This is a genomic window from Aeromonas veronii (assembly GCF_040215105.1).
Lineage (GTDB): Bacteria > Pseudomonadota > Gammaproteobacteria > Enterobacterales > Aeromonadaceae > Aeromonas > Aeromonas veronii_G.
The window spans coordinates 3,156,996-3,175,249 of sequence record NZ_CP157875.1 but is presented as its reverse complement, the minus strand read 5'-3'; the positions used below and the strand labels follow the sequence as shown (position 1 = coordinate 3,175,249).

General features: G+C 61.1%; 15 protein-coding genes. 4 read left to right on the top strand and 11 right to left on the bottom strand.

Features of this window, described 5'->3' with window-relative positions; translation table 11 throughout:
* Positions 1-9 precede the first annotated feature (9 nt).
* Positions 10-1,209 (bottom strand): mannose-6-phosphate isomerase, class I, encoded by a 1,200-nt coding sequence (gene manA, locus ABNP46_RS14535; RefSeq protein WP_349918727.1) that lies wholly within the window; start codon positions 1,207-1,209, stop codon positions 10-12.
* A gap of 130 nt (positions 1,210-1,339) precedes the next feature.
* On the opposite strand from manA, the gene ABNP46_RS14530 reads away from it, so the two are divergent.
* The gene (locus ABNP46_RS14530; protein ID WP_349918726.1) at positions 1,340-2,215 is read left to right on the top strand and encodes a helix-turn-helix transcriptional regulator; all 876 of its coding nucleotides are present in this window, start codon (positions 1,340-1,342) and stop codon (positions 2,213-2,215) included.
* A gap of 202 nt (positions 2,216-2,417) precedes the next feature.
* Positions 2,418-3,671 carry an NADP-dependent isocitrate dehydrogenase gene (icd, locus tag ABNP46_RS14525; protein ID WP_349918725.1) on the top strand — a complete coding sequence of 418 codons (1,254 nt, stop codon included), beginning with the start codon at positions 2,418-2,420 and terminating at the stop codon, positions 3,669-3,671.
* A 76-nt stretch (positions 3,672-3,747) separates the two neighbouring features.
* Here icd and ABNP46_RS14520 read toward each other — a convergent pair whose 3' ends face one another.
* A complete protein-coding gene (locus ABNP46_RS14520; RefSeq protein WP_349918723.1) occupies positions 3,748-3,924 on the bottom strand; it encodes a hypothetical protein in 177 nt (58 codons plus the stop codon).
* Positions 3,925-4,876: 952 nt separating this feature from the next.
* On the opposite strand from ABNP46_RS14520, the gene ABNP46_RS14515 reads away from it, so the two are divergent.
* Positions 4,877-5,284: an H-NS family histone-like protein gene (locus tag ABNP46_RS14515; protein ID WP_349918721.1), complete on the top strand. Its 408-nt coding sequence runs from the start codon at positions 4,877-4,879 to the stop codon at positions 5,282-5,284.
* Positions 5,285-5,744: 460 nt separating this feature from the next.
* On the opposite strand, the gene ABNP46_RS14510 is transcribed toward ABNP46_RS14515, so the two are convergent.
* The 9 genes from ABNP46_RS14510 to nadK all read right to left on the bottom strand — a co-directional run bounded on the left by ABNP46_RS14510 (position 5,745) and on the right by nadK (position 17,378).
* On the bottom strand, positions 5,745-6,863 hold the full coding sequence (locus ABNP46_RS14510) for a 3-deoxy-7-phosphoheptulonate synthase (RefSeq protein ID WP_349918720.1): 1,119 nt from the start codon (positions 6,861-6,863) through the stop codon (positions 5,745-5,747).
* A gap of 250 nt (positions 6,864-7,113) precedes the next feature.
* Positions 7,114-7,920: a siderophore-interacting protein gene (locus ABNP46_RS14505; RefSeq protein WP_349918719.1), complete on the bottom strand. Its 807-nt coding sequence runs from the start codon at positions 7,918-7,920 to the stop codon at positions 7,114-7,116.
* Between the two features lie 142 nt (positions 7,921-8,062).
* Positions 8,063-9,469, bottom strand: coding sequence for an efflux transporter outer membrane subunit (locus ABNP46_RS14500; RefSeq protein ID WP_434476151.1), 1,407 nt, complete (start codon positions 9,467-9,469; stop codon positions 8,063-8,065).
* The gene (locus ABNP46_RS14495; RefSeq protein WP_349918717.1) at positions 9,466-11,448 is read right to left on the bottom strand and encodes a MacB family efflux pump subunit; all 1,983 of its coding nucleotides are present in this window, start codon (positions 11,446-11,448) and stop codon (positions 9,466-9,468) included. The genes ABNP46_RS14500 and ABNP46_RS14495 overlap by 4 nt, the downstream gene beginning before the upstream one ends.
* On the bottom strand, positions 11,445-12,608 hold the full coding sequence (locus tag ABNP46_RS14490) for an efflux RND transporter periplasmic adaptor subunit (RefSeq protein ID WP_349918716.1): 1,164 nt from the start codon (positions 12,606-12,608) through the stop codon (positions 11,445-11,447). The genes ABNP46_RS14495 and ABNP46_RS14490 overlap by 4 nt, the downstream gene beginning before the upstream one ends.
* Positions 12,609-12,853: 245 nt before the next feature.
* The gene (locus ABNP46_RS14485) at positions 12,854-13,294 is read right to left on the bottom strand and encodes a universal stress protein (RefSeq protein ID WP_349918715.1); all 441 of its coding nucleotides are present in this window, start codon (positions 13,292-13,294) and stop codon (positions 12,854-12,856) included.
* A 249-nt stretch (positions 13,295-13,543) separates the two neighbouring features.
* Entirely contained in the window at positions 13,544-14,437 is an 894-nt protein-coding gene (locus ABNP46_RS14480) for a DHHA2 domain-containing protein (RefSeq protein WP_349918713.1), read from the bottom strand.
* A 279-nt stretch (positions 14,438-14,716) separates the two neighbouring features.
* Positions 14,717-16,381, bottom strand: coding sequence for a DNA repair protein RecN (gene recN, locus ABNP46_RS14475; protein WP_349918712.1), 1,665 nt, complete (start codon positions 16,379-16,381; stop codon positions 14,717-14,719).
* Positions 16,382-16,493: 112 nt separating this feature from the next.
* Complete coding sequence (gene nadK, locus ABNP46_RS14470; RefSeq protein WP_349918711.1) at positions 16,494-17,378, bottom strand: NAD(+) kinase; 885 nt, start codon at positions 17,376-17,378, stop codon at positions 16,494-16,496.
* Positions 17,379-17,623: 245 nt separating this feature from the next.
* On the opposite strand from nadK, the gene grpE reads away from it, so the two are divergent.
* Positions 17,624-18,199 carry a nucleotide exchange factor GrpE gene (gene grpE / locus ABNP46_RS14465; RefSeq protein WP_349918709.1) on the top strand — a complete coding sequence of 192 codons (576 nt, stop codon included), beginning with the start codon at positions 17,624-17,626 and terminating at the stop codon, positions 18,197-18,199.
* The last annotated feature ends 55 nt before the right edge of the window (positions 18,200-18,254 follow it).

The following is an 18,254-nucleotide window of genomic DNA, read 5'->3' as shown; positions in this document are numbered from 1 at the left end:
CGTGCGCGATCAGCTGCGGTTGCCGGCACGGGCGACCCGGCCGCTTGCAAGCAACTGATAGTGGCCGGTGGCGGCGGGCACGAAGGCGGACTGGCCCTTGCTGATCTGCAGGGTTTCGTCGCCCCGCTTGAGCAGGACGTCGCCGTCGATGGCAAACAGGATCTCGGCGCTGGCGGTGGTGAGCGCGTGTTCCCCCGCCGGATAGACGCTGAAGGTGAAGTCCGGCACCGGTACGTCGAAGTGCTGCACCGCGCTGTCAAGACGGGGACTGAGCAGGATCTGGTCATCCGGCTTGGGCAAGCAGCGGGTACAGTCCAGCAGCTCCGCCACGTCGATGTATTTGGGGGTGAGCCCGGCGCGCAGCACGTTGTCGGAGTTCGCCATGATCTCAAGGCCGGTACCGCGCACATAGGCGTGGGGGGTACAGGCATCCAGGAACATGGCCTGACCGGGCTGCAGGGTCACCACGTTGAGCAGCAGCGGCGAGAAGAGTCCCACATCGCCGGGGTACTGGGCGGCGAGGGCGGTGACGAGGGCAAAGGTCTCCTCATCCTGATGGGCGGCGGCATAGGCCAGCAGGCCCGCCAGGGCTTCCTCCTTGCGGGTCCCTTCCAGGATCAGCAACTGGTGGAAGAAGTGCTGCAGGCCGGCCTCGTTTTGGCTGGCACCAAGGCCTGCGACCAGATCGCCGAGGGCGGGGAGGCTGAGGCGTTCGAACAGCGCCAGGATGGCGGGAATGGCGCGAAAACCGTTCATCGCCTGATAGGGGGTGAGGGCAAACACCAGCTCCGGCTTGTGGTTCGGATCCTTGTAGTTGCGATTGCCCGCCTTGAGGGGGATGCCTGCGGCCTCTTCCCTGGCAAAGCCCGCTTCGGCCTGGGCCTTGCTCGGATGCACCTGGATGGAGAGGGCCTTCTCGGCGCACAGCACCTTGAACAGGAAGGGGAGGCTGGCGAAGCGGGCGACGGTGGCCTCCCCCAGCATGGCGGCGGGGGCGCTGTCGATCAGGGTGGAGAGTTTTTGCACGTCGCGACCCAGGGTCACCTCGGAGCAGCCGTTGGGATGGGCGCCCATCCAGAGCTCGGCCTGGGGCTTGCCATCCGGATTCGGGATGTCAAACAGGCGGGTCAGGGCGTCATGGCTGCCCCACTCGTAACCCTGAACGGGGTTGTGCATCAGCAGAAAGGAGGGCAGATCGCGACAGCTCATATGGGACGCCTCGTTGGATGTTGAGAAAACCGGGATAAAGAAAAAGGTGGCATTGACCATCAGGGGCGGACTATAACATGGGCGGCTGTACCCGCCGCAATCGCTTGCCTCTCTCTTGACTGGGATCAACATGTCACTCATCTTCAACCAGCTGCTGGACGGCGCCCTTCAGGAGCAAGCTCCCTTCGATCAGATCTGGTTTGCCCAGGATCAGGGAGTGCCGCCGGGGTTCAGCTATCAGGTCAACTTCCCCCGTCTGGAGCTGGTGTTCAGCGGCGAGTATCGCAACCAGATCTGGGACAGGGAGCAGGGGGGCATGGAGGTCAGCGTACTGCCGGGGCAGGCGCTTTACATACCGCCAAACGCCTGGAACAAGCCTGAATGGACCACGGATTGCTCGGTGCTGAGCCTGCTGTTTGGCAAGCGTCAACTGGGGTTCAGCCTGGTGAGCAAGCGCCAGCACGAGCCCGATTTCTTCGACGTGCAAAAACACAGCATCATGGCCAGGGCCGGCCACGTGCTCGAACACATACTGGCGGCGCTCAATGCGCTGGCCGAGGATCCCGGTCGCTCCCCCACCGACAACCACCTGTTGCAGGCGCTGCTCACCAGCGCCCGTCAACTGCTGGCAGGGTCCGCCGCCGAGCGGCCACGGGGGGCGGATCTGTTCCACGGGATCTGCATCTATATCCAGGAGAATTTTCACCGCCCCATCAGCCGGGACTCCATCGCCCATCGCTTCAACGTCTCGGCCAGCCATCTCTCCCACCTGTTTCGCGAGCAGGGCCATATGCGCCTTGCCGATTACATCAGCTGGGTGCGGATCGATCGGGCCAAATTCATGCTCAAAAAATATCGATTCCGGCTCGAAGAAGTGGCGACCCGCTGCGGTTACGGCGATGTAAATTATTTCTGCCGGGTGTTCAAGTTAAAGACGGGGTTGACCCCCTCCCAGTACCGCTCCCTGAGTCAGCCACAGGGGCAGGAGGAGGGATTGACAGGATGAGGCACAGCGAGAGCCGTGCCTTTGGAAGTCATGTGCCGGCTGGTATGGCGACAAGCCCGGCGCGAGTGGATGGGGCGCATTGTGATCCAGTGCCCTACTATGGTCGGACATGCACGCTCGCCATTTGATTATGCAAATGGATGGGCTAAGATGGCCGCGCGCAACGATCAGATTGATAACAAACGGAAGTTAGGAGATGCCGATGGAAAGCAAAGTAGTTATCCCGACCCAGGGCCAGAAAATCACAGTCGATGCCAACGGCAAGCTGAATGTCCCCCACAACCCGATCATTCCGTTCATCGAAGGGGATGGCATCGGTGTGGACGTGACCCCTGCCATGCTGAATGTGGTGAATGCCGCGGTCGAGAAGGCCTACAAAGGCGAGCGCAACATCGCCTGGATGGAAATTTATACCGGCGAGAAGTCTACCCATGTCTATGGCGAAGGTGCCTGGCTGCCAGCCGAAACCCTGGGCTTCATTCGTGAATACTGCGTCGCCATCAAGGGCCCGCTGACTACCCCGGTCGGTGGCGGTATTCGCTCCCTGAACGTGGCTCTGCGCCAGGAGCTGGACCTCTACGTCTGCCTGCGCCCGGTCCGTTACTACGAAGGGACCCCGAGCCCGGTCAAGCGTCCTGATTTGACCGACATGGTGATCTTCCGCGAAAACGCCGAAGACATCTACGCCGGTATCGAGTGGAAGGCCGACAGCGATGAAGCCAAGAAGGTGATCGCCTTCCTGCAAAACGAGATGGGCGTGAAGAAGATCCGCTTCCCCGAGTCCTGCGGTATCGGCATCAAGCCCATGTCCAAGGCCGGTACCGAGCGTCTGGTCCGTGCCGCCATCGAGTACGCCATCGACAACGACCGTGACTCCGTGACCCTGGTGCACAAGGGCAACATCATGAAGTTCACCGAGGGGGCCTTCAAGGATTGGGGCTATGCCCTGGCCCAGAAAGAGTACGATGCCCAGCTCATCGACGGCGGCCCCTGGTGCTCCTTCAAGAATCCGAAAACCGGCAAGACCATTGTCGTGAAAGACGTCATCGCCGACGCCTTCCTGCAACAGATCCTGCTGCGTCCGGCCGAGTATGACGTCATCGCCTGCATGAACTTGAACGGTGACTACATCTCCGACGCCCTGGCCGCTCAGGTCGGCGGTATCGGCATCGCTCCTGGCGCCAACATCGGTGACGGTGTGGCCCTGTTCGAAGCGACCCACGGCACTGCGCCTAAGTACGCCGGTCAGGACAAGGTCAACCCCGGTTCGCTGATCCTCTCCGCCGAGATGATGCTGCGCCACCTGGGCTGGACCGAGGCAGCCGATCTCATCATCAAGGGGATGGAAGCGGCGATCCGCAACAAGACCGTGACCTATGACTTCGAGCGTCTGATGGAAGGTGCCACCCTGCGCTCCTGCTCCCAGTTCGCCCAGGACATGATCGACCAGATGTAATGTCCAGGTTCTGAAAAGCAAAAACCGGCGCCATGAGCGCCGGTTTTTTATGGGTGACAGGTCGCCACCTCAGCCGTCAGGTGGTTTTGTCGACGTGTTGCTGGTAGATCTGCTGCCACTTGCTGAGTTCAGCCTCATCTCCTTGAGACTGCCAGAATTCGCAGATGGAGCTGGCGAGCTCGGATGCCATGGCGTGATCGCCATCGCGGCGGCTCATCAGATATTGTCCTAGCCAGCTTTGATATTGTTTCATCGTCCGATCTCCTTATCTAAGGTGCGCTTGGTGATAGCCGTACAGCGGATCAATCCCGCCAGACAGGCTCATCCAGGTCACTTTTTGCATCGCACATCGACTCGTCATCGGCAGTGTTTTTGCCCCTGATCCTGCTGGATCTGGGTGATAACGACGCGCAATTATCAAAAAACGGCCACTATCGTATCACAAAATAACCAACTTGGGGGGATTAACATCAAACGGATGATTTGGCCACCGTGATGGTGACGCCATAATCCGTGTCATCTTGCTGTTATTTGAAGAGAAAAGTCTGATGAGAACGGCATCGGGCAGTGAAAGACACTATGGGATCTGCTTGTGTCCGGACAGGTGTGCTATTCGACCGGGGGAAGGTAGGGGTGCGCTGATGATGAATGGTGCTGGCATGCCGCCGTGCAGGCCTCGGTCGATAATGTCATTGCCGGATGGGCAAAGTGGGGACGGGTGAATGATATGGGGAAGCGACAGGATTCAGATCGGTGCCGGTCCCAGCGAGAATGGACCCATCCCGCAGCGGCCACGAGTTTCAGCTCTGCCCGATATGACACATATTGCATGGCGTTAAATTGGGAAAATAGCAAAACCTTTCCTCAGGGTATAAGGTTTGGCCGGCAGAGAAGCGCATCTCGCGGGTTTTACCGAGCAGACGGATGTGAATGCTTAGTATCCGTGCAGGGCTGACAGCGTTTTCATTTTTCTGTTGGCCCTTAATGGGAGAGCGACAACTCGGTTGTGAGTGGCAAGATAAATAATACCGCATAATGATATCTGTCTATAAATGATAGAGATGAATAAACATGGCCGAATAATGGCGATGACTTGTCAAGTCTCGCCGAGTGGCGATAAAATCATTATGTTGTTGTCGAATTGGCATGCTATTCTCAAATTGTGCTATCCCTGTGACGAACAAAAATAATTCTGTGAGGAAGTAATGAACGAGTTTCTGAAGGTTCTGCTGAACATTCGCAGCCTGCGTGCTGCCATTCGTGAACTGCCCTTTGAACAGCTGCAAGAAGCGAAAGAGAAGTTTGATCTGATATATAACGAGCGCGCTGAATCTGTTGAACAAGAGCGTGCCGAGCAAGAAGAGCGTCAGCGCAAGCTGAGCGAATTTACCGAGATGCTGCAACAGGCTGGCATCGATCCCCGCGAACTGATCGGTACTGCCGCGGCGCCTGCTGCCACTGGCTCCACCAAGAGCAAGCGTGCCCCGCGTCCGCCCAAGTACAAGTATCAGGAAGATGGCCAGGAGAAGACCTGGACCGGTCAGGGCCGCATGCCCAAGGCCATTGCCGAGCAAGTTGCGTTGGGCAAGGACCTGAACGATTTCCTGATCTGATAGCTTTTATCAGTTCATCAATAATGCCGCCCGATGGGCGGCATTATTATTTGTAGGGTCATATCGGTCCATGAATGTGGCGTTCAGCCTACTATTTGTGCTGCCGGATCCGAACTCACATGTTTCGGGCCTTGCAATAGCAAAAGGCTTCAGACAGGTGGCATGGAAACCGTGCGCCATCGATGTTTCGTTACGCACTTATTCAGGACTCATACAGCCCGTCTGTTAGCCGTATCATGTTGACCGGTACTGTATCACTTCATGTTTCAATCACTGTCAGGCTGAGTAGCAGAGACAGTACGCATATTTCCCCCCGATTAAATCGACACTCTCTCGCCTTTGTTATTTCAGAGACTGTGAATGGTCTATTTGAAACCCTTGTTTGACGGATATTAACGAAATTGACGAGATGAAACCTCAGGGATAAAGACGGGGCCAAGATCAGCCCCATCTCCGTTATTTATACCACGGCCTGACGGATGGGCTGGATATGTTCGGGATGCGGCGTGGCTGCGGAGGATTGCGCCGCGTGCCTGCGCGCCTTGACCCCATCGGCCAGCATGGCCAGCAGGGTCTGGCTCTCTTCCCAGCAGAGGCAGGCATCGGTGATCGACTGGCCGTACTGCAGTTCATCCAGAGGCGCCGGTTTCTGGCTTCCCCCCTGCAGGAAGCTCTCCACCATGACGGCGGCCACAGCCTCACTCCCTTCACTCAATTGACGGCACAGCTCCCCGGCCACCCGGACCTGGTTCTGATGCTGCTTCTGGCTGTTGCCGTGGCTGCAATCCACCATCAGCCGGTGACTGAGCCCCTGACGCGCCAGTCGCTCGGCGGCGTCCTCCACATCGCTCTGGTGGTAGTTGGGGAGGGTGCCTCCTCGCAAGATGATGTGGCCATCCGGGTTGCCCTCGCTCTTGATGACGACGATGCCCCCCTGGCTGCCCGGCGCGGTAAAGAGGTGGGAAGCCGTGCTGGCCTGAATGGCATCGATGGCCACCCGTATGTTGCCATCCGTCCCGTTCTTGAAGCCGACGGGGCAGGGCAAAGCCGAGGCGAGCTGCCTATGTACCTGGGATTCTGTGGTACGTGCCCCTATGGCGCCCCAGCTGATGAGATCCGCCAGATAGAGGAAGCTGGTGGTGTCGAGGAACTCGGTGGCGGTGGCAAGCCCGAGCTGATTGATGTCCAGCAGCAGCTGGCGAGCCAGGTGAAGCCCGTGCCTGATCTCATTGCTGCCATCGAGGTGAGGGTCGAACACCAATCCCTTCCAGCCGACCGTGGTGCGAGGCTTCTCGAAGTAGGTGCGCATGACGATGAGCAAGCTGTCCTGATACTGGGTGGTGAGCCCTGCCAGGCGCCGGGCGTAATCGAGGGCGGCGAGGGGATCGTGGATGGAGCAGGGCCCTATCACGACCAGCAGACGGTCGTCGTCGCCGTTCAGGATCTGGCGCACCTGGTGCCGGTGGTGGTCAATCTGCTGCGCCATGTCGCTGGGGCAGGGGTGTTGCGCCAACAGCTCGGCAGGGGTGGGGAGGGCTTCAACCGCAAAGGCGCGCATTACCGAATTCAAAACTGCCATCTGGATTACCTTGCTGTACCTGGGGTGGGTGGCCTGCCTGGACTCATCGGCTCCGGGTCAGAGAATGAGGCAATGACAGACCACTTTGTTGAGAGTGATTATCATTATCTTGCTGTCTCTGTCGAATGCAAGTCCTGGTGAGGGGATCACCAAGATGGGGGGGATGGGGGAAAAAAGAGTGGCAATCGGTTCGAAGTTCAGGCCTGTCTCGTGCAGAGATAGGCCTGATTTATATAGGGAATTTTGATTGTCAGCTATCCATCACGGCATGTCTGTCCTGATGATAGGCGTCTTCATCCTTGCCGCTGCGCCAGTAGGGCACGGCGTAGACCCGCTGGCGGTCCACATCCAGAGTGCGTCTGACGTGACGACGCAGGGGGACGACCAGCCCCTCCTCACCACCAAACCAGAAGTAGCTCTGCGCCGATGCCATGGGCAGGGCAGTGAAATAGCTCACCAGGGGCTCGGTTTGCTCGGGAGAACCGACAAACCAGCGCTGGCTGACGCCGCTTGGCAGCGACAGATCCTGCACATCTTCCTGCTGAGGCACCAGCAGGGCGATGTGGCCGCAGGCATCGGCGGGCATTACCTCGGCCATGGCACTGATGGCGGGGAGGGAGCTCAGATCCCCCACCATGTAGTAGTGCTGCGCCGCTTGCAGCATGGGGTCCGGGCCGCCAGGGCCGGAGACGGCCAATTGATCGCCAGGCTTGGCCTGCAGGGCAAAACGGCTGGCGGGGCCGAGATCCCCGTGTAGGGCGAAGTCGATATCCAGCTCCAGTGCCTCGCGGCGAAACGCCCGTATGGTGAAGGTGCGGATGATGGGTTTCTGGCTGGGGTCTTCCCAGCGCGGCCCCTTGGGCGTTGGAGTGGGCAGCACAATATGTTGCTGGTTGGCCTGGGGCAGCATGATCTTGATGTGGGCGCCACCACAGGTGAAGGGATAATCTGCCAGATCCGGGCTGGTCAGGCAGAGTCGGCGCAGGTTCGCCCCCACATCTTGGACATGTTTTACGGTGAGCAGGCGGGGGCGATTGACCGGGGCGGGCTGTGACATATGAGTACTCCTGACAGGCAATGGCGCCCATTCTCAGGCAAATGAAAACTATTATCAATTGCTTTATGAGCAAGAGAGAGGCGAGAAAAAGGGGACATGGATCCCCCTCTCTTCGTGGTTGTCATGAGATGCAATGAGCGCGTTATCCCCGGTCACTCCCCCCCAGGGCGCGGTAGATCCCGGCCATGGTATTGAGCTGGGTCTGCTGTTGGGCGAGCAGGCTAAGTTGCGCATCCCACAGGCGATTCTGCTCATCCAACCAGGGTTGCACTCCGGTGGCGCCAGCCTGGAAGCGAGCCTGCGCCAGTCGCTCGGCCTCTTTCGCATATCCCAGCTGTTGCTCCAGATAGCGCAATCGTTGCTCCCCCTGGCGGCGTGCCGCCAGGCCGTCCTCCACCTCCAGCAGGGCGGTGTAGAGCTGCTTGCGAAACTCGGTCTCGGCTATCTGGTAATCGATGTCGGAGCTCGCAATGCTGAGCCGGGTCTTGTTGTATTCGAGGAAGGGCAGGGCCAGGGTCGCCCCCAGGGAGCCGACCGGGTTGCTCAGCACCTGGGTCAGGGTGTCCGAGGTGCTGCTGGCTCCGCCGGTGAGGCTCAGGGTGGGATAGAAGCCGGTGCGGATCTCATCCCCCTTGGCCAGGGTTTTGCGCAGCCTGAGCTCGGCGGCCCGCACATCGGGGCGCCTGGCCAGCACATCCGCCGGGATCCCGACCGCCAGGGTCGGGATGGGATGCACGGCAAGCTCGCCGGGGGCAAACTCCAGCGGGCCATAACTGCGTCCGAGCAGCAGACGCAGGGCGTTGCCGGCCTGCTCCCGCTGCTGGACGAGGGCCGCGAGCTCGGCCTGCTTGCCCGCCTTTTGCTGGCTGGCCTGTACCATGTCGAGACGGGTAATGGCCCCCGCCTCATACTTGGCCCGGGTCAGCCGCTCGGCCCGCTCAACGTTGAGCAACTGGCGCTCCCCCAGCGTGATGGCCGAGCCGAGGTAGGCCAGTTGCCAATACTGCTCCAGGGTCTTGCCGATGAGCAGCAGACGAGTGGCAGCCAGATCCTGTTCGCTCGCCTCGGCCTCCCACTGCGCCTGATCCCGTACCGCGGCGAGCCGGCCCCAGAGATCCACCTCGTAGCTCAGGTTGAGGGTGGGACCCAGATTGCCGTCGGACTTGCCCGTCCCCAGGTTCTTGTTGCCGTTGACCCCGATGCTGGCGTTGACCGAAGGGGTAAGATTGGTATCGGCCAGATCGGCGCTGAGCAGGGCACTCTTGAGGCGCAGCCCGGCCACCTGCATGTCAGGGTTGGCGGCGAGCACCGCCGCCACCAGCTGGTCGAGGGCGGGATCATCAAAGCCTTGCCACCAAGGACCGGCCTGCTGCTGGTTGAGCCCCTGGTTGGTTTGCTGCCAGCTTGGCGCCACGGCCAATTCCGGTCTGTGATAGGTACTCTGGCTGCAGGCACTCAGGGCCAGCGTGACGGCGAGTGCGAGCAGGGGTCTCGGGAAACGGTTGTCGCCCTGTTTTGCCAAGAGGCGGGATAAGTGGTGCATCATCATTCTCTTGCCAGTGCCTCGACCGGATCGAGCCGGGCCGCGTTGCGGGCAGGCAGGTAACCAAACAGGATCCCGATGAGTGAGGAGCAGCCAAAGGCCATCAGGATGGAGAAGAGGGAGAAGGACATCTGGAAGCTCGCCACCAGCAGCGAGAAGAGGAAGCCGATGAGCAGCGCCAGTCCGATCCCGAGCAGGCCTCCCAGCAGGCTGACCATCACGGCTTCAATCAGGAACTGCTGCAGGATGTCGGACTGACGGGCCCCCACCGCGATGCGGATCCCTATCTCCCGGGTGCGTTCCACCACCGAGACCAGCATGATGTTCATGACTCCGACCCCACCGACGATGAGCGAAATCACCGCGATGGCGGAGACCAGCAGGGTCATGGTGGCCGTGGTCTTCTCCACCGACTTGATGATGCTGTCGCTGCTGAAGGTGAAGAAGTCCTTCACCCCGTGGCGCTGGGTCAGCAGGGCCACGGCCGCCTGTTCCGCCAGGGCGGGCTGGATCCCGTCCTTGACCCGGATGGTGAGCTGGCTGAAGTGGTTCTGGGAGATGAGGCGGCTCATCACGGCGCTGTAGGGTAGCCAGATGTTGACCGACTGGCTGCTGGGGCCAAAGCCGGTCTCCTGCGCCACCACGCCGATGATCCGCACCGGCAGGGTGCCGACCAGTACCACCTTGCCGACGGGATCTTCCTTGCCGAGCAGACTCTCTATGGTCTTGCCATCCACCACGGCGACCGCCGTCCGGCGCTGGATATCCTGCTCGCTGAGCAGACGCCCCTGGGTCAGGGTCATCCCCTTGACCCGGAAGAAGTCGCTGCCGACCCCCACCACGCTGCCGCTGCTGGTCTTGTTGCGATACCTGAGCTGGCCCGAAGTGGCGATCTGGGGGCTGGCCCCCTCCAGATAGGGCTGGCCGAGCAGGCTCCTGAGATCCCCCTCGTTCAGGGTCTGGATGCTGGCCGCCTTCTCGTCTCCCCAATCCTTGCCGGGGAAGATGTCGATGGTGTTGGTGCCCATGGCATTGATGTCATTGATCACCTTGGCGCGGGCCCCCTGACCGAGGGCGACCACGCTGACCACGGCGGCGATGCCGATGATGATGCCGAGCATGGTGAGGAAGGTACGCATGCGGTGGGCCAGCATGGCATGCAGGGCCATGCGTCCCGCCTCCCGATACCGATCCCAGCCCCGGGGGAGCAGGCCGTTGCGGGCAGGATGAGCGGGGGTCTGGGGTGGCTGTGCCTTGGGCTCGCTCGCAGGAGAAGGGGTGGCCCCATCGATGCCGCTCTGATTGACGCTGTCTTCCACCACCCGGCCATCGCGCAGGGTGATGATGCGATCGGCGTGGTTGGCCACCGCCATGTCGTGGGTCACCAGTATGATGGTGTGGCCCTGGGCGTGCAGCTCCTTCAGGATGGTCATCACCTCCTTGCCACTGTGGCTGTCGAGGGCACCGGTGGGTTCATCGGCCAGGATCACCTCGCCGCCGTTGGCCAGGGCCCGGGCGATACTGACCCGCTGCTGCTGGCCGCCGGAGAGCTGCCCCGGCCTGTGGTGGCTGCGATCCTTGAGGCCAAGGCGCGTCAGCAGGGCGTGGGCACGGGCCTGGCGCTCGGGACGGGGCGTGCCGGCGTAGACCGCCGGGATCTCCACGTTGGCAGCTGCATCCAGATGGGGCAGCAGGTGATAGCGCTGGAAGATGAAACCGAAGTGGTGGCAACGCAAGCGGGCCAGGGCCAGGGCATCCATGCGGGCCGTGTCCTGCCCGTGAAACAGATACTGGCCGTCACTCGGATGATCGAGGCAACCCAGCAGGTTCATCAGGGTGGACTTGCCGGAGCCGGAGGCGCCGACGATGGCAACCATCTCCCCTGCCTGGATGCAGAGATCCAGCGGGTGCAACACGGTCACCTCCTGCTCTCCGCTCTGGTAGCGCTTCTCGATGCCCCTGAGCTGGATCAGCGGCTCGCTCACAGCATGCCCTCCGGTTCATGGTGCTGGATGGGCTGACCTTGCTCCAGGGTCACCTTGTCCTGCTCATCGAGGCCGCTGATGACCTCGATCTTGATGTCATCCTTCATGCCGGTCTTGATGCGGCGGGTTTCCCGTTGCTCATCGTCCTTGAGCAGGGTCACTTCGTATTCGTTGTCGCCGAGTTTCTTGCCAAGGGCGGTCTGGGGGATGGCCAGCACCTGCTTGCGCTCCCCGAGCACTATGGTGACCTGGGTGGTCATGGCGACCCGCAACTGGTGATTGGGGTTGGGCACGTCGAACAGGGCATAGTAGTAAATGGCGGCATTGCTGGTGGTGCTGGTGGTCGTGGTCTGATCGTTGATGTTGGTGGGGGCCAGCTCGACGGTGCGCAGGGTGGCGGGATAGCGGGTATCCGGGTCGCCTATCAGGGTGAAATAGACCGGCATGCCGGCCCTGACCTTGGTGACGTCGGCCTCGGAGATCTGGGCCTTGACGGTCATGGTGTCGAGATTGGCGAGCTTGAGCAGGGTCGGCACCGTCTGGCTGGCGGCCAGAGTCTGGCCCTGCCGGGTCACGATGGAGATGACGGTGCCATCCATGGGGGCCTGAATGCGGTTGTAGCCGAGCTCGGTCTTGGTGCGATCCACCTTGATGACGGCGTTGTCGATGTCGGCCTGGGCGCTTTGCAACTCGGCACGGGTGACGGCGAGCTGGGCCTCGGCACTCTCGAGATCGGCCCGGGAGCTCGCCTCCTGACGGAACATCTGCTGCTGACGACGCCAGGCCAGCTCATTTTGCTTGAGCTGAGCCTGCTTGATCTTGAGCTGGGCACGGCGGCTGGCGAGATCCGCCTCGGCGGTCTTGAGGTTGTTCTGGGCGATGAGGGGATCGATCTCGGCCAGCAGATCTCCCTGCTTGACCTGCTGCCCGGCTTCGACCGCGAGATAAGTGACCTGGCCCGAGACCTGGGCCCCCACATCCACCTGTTCGATGGCCTGCAGCACGCCGCTGGCGAGCACGGTCTGCTCCACGTCCTGGCGGGTGACGGTGGCGGTCAGGACGGGATCCGATTTATTGCCGGGCCAGGCGAGCCAGACGATGAGGGCCAGCGGGACGAGCACGACCAGGGCAAACTTGCCCTGTCTGGGGAGTTTTTTCATTTGTCTACCTGAACGGAAATCTGCCAAGGCGCGCAGGGGCCCTATGCTGCAGCAAATGGGGCTTAAAAAACAGCGGACAATGTGTAAGTAATTATGTAGATAACATCATCATTACTGGGTGGTCGGGCGCCCTCTCGACGAGGGATCCCGCCCATGGGGCGCAGGTACGATGGGCGAGCAGGCAAGAGTGGAGCAGGAGGCTCCTGCCTGGAGGAAGGACCCGCATGATAGCGGGTCCGGGTCTGTCAGCCGACGGCCTTGAGGGGTTCTGCATAGGGCTCGTGGCAGATCTGGATATCGACGGGCAGCTTGTAGAGCAGCAACCGTGCCAGCGAGCCTTCCATCCAGTGGTGGCGACTGCCGACCAGCAACAGGCTGTTGGGTTCTGACGAAAGCCAGTGCTTGAGTGCAGAGACCACATCATCGACCACCAGACACTGGTAATCCACCGGGTGGTGCAACTGGGTGATGAGCTGGCTAATGACGGCCTTGGCATCCAGAGTGCCCTGGGCGCTGCGCTCCTCCTGGGACAGTGACAGGCTCTGCTGGCGAATCTTGCTGCTGTGAGTCAGGTGCAGCAGGGTCAGTTTGCAGCCCATGGCCTGTGCCAGGTGGCTCGCCTTGGTCAGCGTCTCCTGCTCGTAATCCTTGCCTTCCAGCAACAGCACTATATTGGTCGGGCTCATAAGCAGTTCTCCTCGGCAGGTGCGGACAGGTGGCGCCAGCCTTGGCTGTCCACAAAATGTCAGAACAAACGAACCCGGTGCGCGGCGACTGAGTCACGAATTGTCGATGATGGCAGTGGGCTCCGGCTCCATTTACATCATCATAACAGATTGAGTTGAATGGAAAATGAAGGAAATGTTGCAAGAATTGACAAGGACCTGTTAACCAAGTTGAGGCCCTCGCACCTGGCGAGGGCCTGAGGGGTCATATCAAGCGGGTTGCTGGGTGAAGTAACGGGTCAACCAGGGCAGCCCTTCCTTCTTGCGGCTGACGGCGCCAGCCAGATGCACAGGCTCGCCGGGCAAGATCCCCTGGCTTGCGAAGAAGAGCTGGCTCTCTCCCTTGGCGAGATCCGTCAGCATCAGCACATACCCATCCAGCTTGTCTTTCATCAGTCGCGCTGTCATGGCCTGCTGCAGTTCATCGGAGCGGTTTATGATCTCGGCCGGGTTCATCACACAGATCTGGCTCACCATGAGGGCATGTCCCCCTATCTGATAGGCTTTCTCGTCGGCGACCAGGGCCTCGGACAGGGGGGTATCCCCCAACTGGGTACGGCGCTCGAGCAGGGTCTGGGCAAAGGGAGCCAGTTCCAGCTGGGCGATGGGCAGCAGTCGCTCGACCGCCAGCCTGTCCTGCGCCGTGGTCGTGGGGGAGGTGAAGTTGAAGGTATCGCTGACGATAGCCCCTAGCAGCAACCTGGCCTGAGGGCGGGAGAGGTTCTCATGGCCCATCAGTTCGAGCAGCACGGTGGCGCTGCAACCGACGGCTCTCACCCAGGCATCGAGGGGGCCTCGGGTGATCAGGGTGCCGAGGCGGTGGTGGTCGATGAGCCCCTGCACATCCGCATCGGCCAGCCCTTCCGGCCCCTGCTCCAGCTCGCTGAAATCCACCAGAAATACCGGTTTGTCAGCCACGCTGCCTGTCAACACGGGGGGCGCCTCCACTCCGGCGGTTTCCAGAATGAAGCGGGTTTCGGCGATGGGGGCTCCCAGGGCAAAGGCTCGGGCGGGGCGACCCTGGCTGTTGAGCCAGTCGGCGGTGACCAGGGCGGTGCAGATGCTGTCGCTGTCGGGATTCTTGTGACCAAAGACCTGGATCATGGGGCGGTTTCCTGATTGAGAGGGGGGGTTGGCAGAGATCATGTTGCCGAGACCGACCAGAGGGAAGGATAGAGGGAGTTTACACTGGGTTGCCGTCAGGGCGTCATCACTTAGGGGGATTTGTCGCTACGGGGAGGGACTATAGATAGAGGAATTTCATCAATGCCTTGGATTAAAATGCTTTAAGTTGTGGTTTATTTAGTTTTTTGAGCTGCGGTGGTTGTTTTATCTCAGTTATTCCAAGGGCGGGAAGGGGGGTTGCCCCTTCCCGCCCTTGCGCTATGAGGCGAGCAGTTCGCGGGCGTTGGCCAGGGTGTTGTCGGTGATCTGATCCCCCCCGAGCAGCCGGGCCAGCTCGTTGAGCCTTGCCCCGGGGTTGAGTGCCTGCATCTGGGTCTCCGTGGTCTTGCCGTCGGTATGCTTGCTCACCACCATGTGCTGGTGTCCCTTGCCCGCCACCTGGGGCAGGTGGGTGACCACCATCACCTGGGTGGACTCGCCGAGCTGACGCAAGAGGCGCCCGACCACGGCAGCGGTCGGGCCGCTGATCCCCACATCCACTTCATCGAAGATGAGGGTCGGGGTCGAGATCTTGCGGGCGCTGATCACCACGATGGCCAGGCTGATGCGCGACAATTCGCCACCGGAGGCGACTTTGCCAAGGGGCTGAATGGGTTGCCCCGGGTTGGTGGTGACCATGAATTCCACCCGATCGATGCCAAGTGGCGACAGGCTGCTCTGGGCATCGGGGCGCACCTCTATGGTGAAGCGGCCATCGGGCATGGCCAGCTCGTGCATGCTGGCGCTCACCTTGGTGCCCAGCTCCTTGGCATAACGCTGGCGGCTCTGGCTCAGTACCTCTGCCGCCTGTACGAAGGCCTGACGAGTTCGCAGCAATTCGTCCTCCATGCCTTCCAGGCGCTCCTCATCGGAGTTGAGGCGGGCGAGATCCCCCGCCAGCTCCTGGTGGTGCTGGGCGAGCTCGGCCGGTTTGACATGGTGCTTGCGGGCCAGGTTGATGGCACGAGAGAGGCGGGCCTCCAGCTCGTTGAAGCGCTCGGGATCGAGTTCCAGTCGATCCAGGTAGCTGCGCAGCTCGCTGTGGCTCTCCTGCACGCCGATCAGTGCCTCATTGAGCATGCCGAGCACGTTGCCGAGACGACTGTCCATGGCCACCAGGGTTTCGGTTCTGTCCACCGCGAGCTGAAGCAGGCCGGCGATGGTGGTCTCCTCGTTGTCATAGAGCAGATCCAGGCAGGCACCGCACTCCTGCATCAGCTCGGTGCCGTTGGCCAGACGCTGGTGCTCCTCCTCGATGGCTTCGAATTCCCCCGGTTGCAAGGCGAATTCGTCCAGCTCCTGCACCTGGTATTCGATGAGCTGGCGGCGGGCCTCTCGCTGCTGCTGCTCGGCCTTGAGGCGGTTCAGTTCATTTTGCAGTTGACGCCACTGTTGGTAATGGTGGCGCACGTCGTCCAGCAGCAGGTGGTGGCCGGCGTAACCGTCCAGCAGGGCGAGTTGATAGTCGGGTTTGAGCAGCAACTGATGGGCATGTTGACCGTGGACGTTGACCAGGAGCTGACCCAGGCTCTTGAGCTGCACCAGGGGCACCGGAACCCCGTTGATGTAACTGCGGGATCGCCCCTCGGCGGAGAGCACTCGCCGCACAATGCACTCTCCCTCGTTTTCCAGCTCGTTGGCGACGAGCCAGGCCCGGGCGGCAGGATTGCCGTCCAGCAGGAAGCGCGCACTGACCTCGGTCTTGTCACTGCCAGGTCGCACCATGCTGGCTTCGGCCCGCTCCCCAAGGCAAAGCCCGAGTGCATCGATGGCGATGGACTTGCCCGCGCCGGTTTCCCCGGTGATGCAGGTCATGCCGGCTTGCAGGTCGAGTTCGAGAAACTTGACGATGGCGAAGTTGGTGATGGTCAGTTGGGTCAGCATGGTCTCATCCTGTGTGGGCCAACATTACTGTGTATGCATCCAGTATATACTGGTTTTACATACAGTAAAGTGTCAGCCCGCAGCAGGATGCAAAAGGGGCGTGTCAGGGATGTCAGAACAGCTTGCTGCCCCAGCCGAGCTTGTTGCGCAGCACGTGGAAGTAGCTGTAATCCAGTGGATGCACTAGGTGCAGCTTGTGGTTGCTCTTCTTGATGAGGATCTCGTCCCCCGGGTGTACCGCCAGGGTCACCTGGCCGTCGCAGCTCACCTGCATGGCGTCATCCTGGTTGTCGGGGGAGACCAGCAATCGCACCTCGCTGTCCGCGTCCAGCACGATGGGGCGGCTGCTCAGGGTGTGGGGGAACATGGGCACCAGCGTGATGGCGTTCAACTTGGGGGTGAGGATGGCTCCCCCCGCCGAGAGGGAGTAGGCGGTGGAGCCGGTGGGGGTGGCGACTATGATTCCGTCCGAGCGCTGGCTGTACATGAAGCTGCCATCGATATAGACCTCGAACTCGATCATGTGGGCAATCTTGCCGGGGTGGAGTACCGCCTCATTGACCGCCAGATTGCTGGACTTGCGCTCCCCGTGGCGATAGACGGCGGCTTCCAGCAGGAAGCGGTGCTCGCTCTTGAAGTGGCCGGAGAGCACCTGTTCCAGGGGCAGCAGATAATCCTGGGGGGAGAGATCGGTGAGGAAGCCAAGGTTGCCCCGGTTGACCCCGATCACCGCCACATCGAAGCGGGACAACACCCGGGCCGCCCCCAGCATGTTGCCATCCCCGCCGACGACGATGGCGAGATCCGCCTGCTCGCCGAGCTGCACCAGATCCAGCACGCTCTCGCCCTGGATCCCCAGCGTCTGGGCGACCCGGCTCTCGAGCAGCACCCGAAAGCCGCGGGTGCTCAGGTATTGATAGAGGCCCTTGAGGGTCTGGTTGGCGCCTTCATGATGGGGCTTGCCGATGAGGGCGATGGTTTTGAACGGAGAATCCATAGGTTATCGGGTCTGGGCCAAGTATTGAGGGGAGTATACCGCGCTTTGGTGGGGATTTGTCTGCCTCCATGCGGACTGGGTTGATCCCACCCTGAACGGCGGTGAAAGAGTGGGCAAAGCGGCCTCATCCTCCATGTTCTGGCCTTTTCCCCTTGAAAGCGGGGGCTGCGTCCCCATAATAGCGCCATTGATCGCAGCCAGGCTGCCCTGATTTGTTTGAAGTCACCCTGAATATTGGAGATGTCATGAACCACGAAGAGCAAAAGGTTGAAGCGATGGAGCAAGTGGATGCCCAGCCAGTCGAGCCGACCGATGTAGACAGTGAAGTGACAGCCGAGCAGGCCCGCATCGCCGAGCTTGAGGCGCAACTGGAAGCGGCCCAGCAGGCGGCTGCCGATGAGCGTGAGCGCGCCGTGCGTGCCGTCGCCGAGATGGAAAACCTGCGTCGCCGCGCGGCCCAGGACGTAGAGAAGGCGCACAAGTTCGCGCTGGAGAAATTCGCCGGCGAACTGTTGCCCGTGCTGGACAACCTGGAGCGTGCCATCGAACTTGCCGACAAGGAAAACGAAGCCCTCAAGCCGATGATCGAAGGGGTCGAGCTGACCCTGAAATCCATGCAGGGCGGGGTCGCCAAGTTCGGCCTGGTGGCGCTGGATCCCCAGAACCAGCCGTTCGACCCCAATGCCCATCAGGCGATGAGCATGATCGAAAACGCAGAACTGGCGCCAAACACCGTCATCGCCGTGATGCAGAAGGGTTACGAGCTGAACGGTCGCGTGATCCGTCCGGCCATGGTGATGGTCTCCAAGGCTCCGGCCTGAGACGCGTCCCCCCATTGAGCCCGCCGCTCGGCGGGCTTTTTGTTGCCCGATGCCA

What these genes read in the sequence shown, in the direction of transcription:
- manA (WP_349918727.1), bottom strand. Translation starts at nt 1,209, where the DNA reads ATGAGCTGTCGCGATCTGCCCTCCTTTCTGCTGATGCACAACCCCGTT.
- icd (WP_349918725.1), top strand. Translation starts at nt 2,418, where the DNA reads ATGGAAAGCAAAGTAGTTATCCCGACCCAGGGCCAGAAAATCACAGTC.
- ABNP46_RS14530 (WP_349918726.1), top strand. Translation starts at nt 1,340, where the DNA reads ATGTCACTCATCTTCAACCAGCTGCTGGACGGCGCCCTTCAGGAGCAA.
- nadK (WP_349918711.1), bottom strand. Translation starts at nt 17,378, where the DNA reads ATGGATTCTCCGTTCAAAACCATCGCCCTCATCGGCAAGCCCCATCAT.
- grpE (WP_349918709.1), top strand. Translation starts at nt 17,624, where the DNA reads ATGAACCACGAAGAGCAAAAGGTTGAAGCGATGGAGCAAGTGGATGCC.
- ABNP46_RS14510 (WP_349918720.1), bottom strand. Translation starts at nt 6,863, where the DNA reads ATGGCAGTTTTGAATTCGGTAATGCGCGCCTTTGCGGTTGAAGCCCTC.
- ABNP46_RS14500 (WP_434476151.1), bottom strand. Translation starts at nt 9,469, where the DNA reads ATGATGATGCACCACTTATCCCGCCTCTTGGCAAAACAGGGCGACAAC.
- ABNP46_RS14480 (WP_349918713.1), bottom strand. Translation starts at nt 14,437, where the DNA reads ATGATCCAGGTCTTTGGTCACAAGAATCCCGACAGCGACAGCATCTGC.
- ABNP46_RS14485 (WP_349918715.1), bottom strand. Translation starts at nt 13,294, where the DNA reads ATGAGCCCGACCAATATAGTGCTGTTGCTGGAAGGCAAGGATTACGAG.
- recN (WP_349918712.1), bottom strand. Translation starts at nt 16,381, where the DNA reads ATGCTGACCCAACTGACCATCACCAACTTCGCCATCGTCAAGTTTCTC.
- ABNP46_RS14520 (WP_349918723.1), bottom strand. Translation starts at nt 3,924, where the DNA reads ATGAAACAATATCAAAGCTGGCTAGGACAATATCTGATGAGCCGCCGC.
- ABNP46_RS14505 (WP_349918719.1), bottom strand. Translation starts at nt 7,920, where the DNA reads ATGTCACAGCCCGCCCCGGTCAATCGCCCCCGCCTGCTCACCGTAAAA.
- ABNP46_RS14490 (WP_349918716.1), bottom strand. Translation starts at nt 12,608, where the DNA reads ATGAAAAAACTCCCCAGACAGGGCAAGTTTGCCCTGGTCGTGCTCGTC.
- ABNP46_RS14515 (WP_349918721.1), top strand. Translation starts at nt 4,877, where the DNA reads ATGAACGAGTTTCTGAAGGTTCTGCTGAACATTCGCAGCCTGCGTGCT.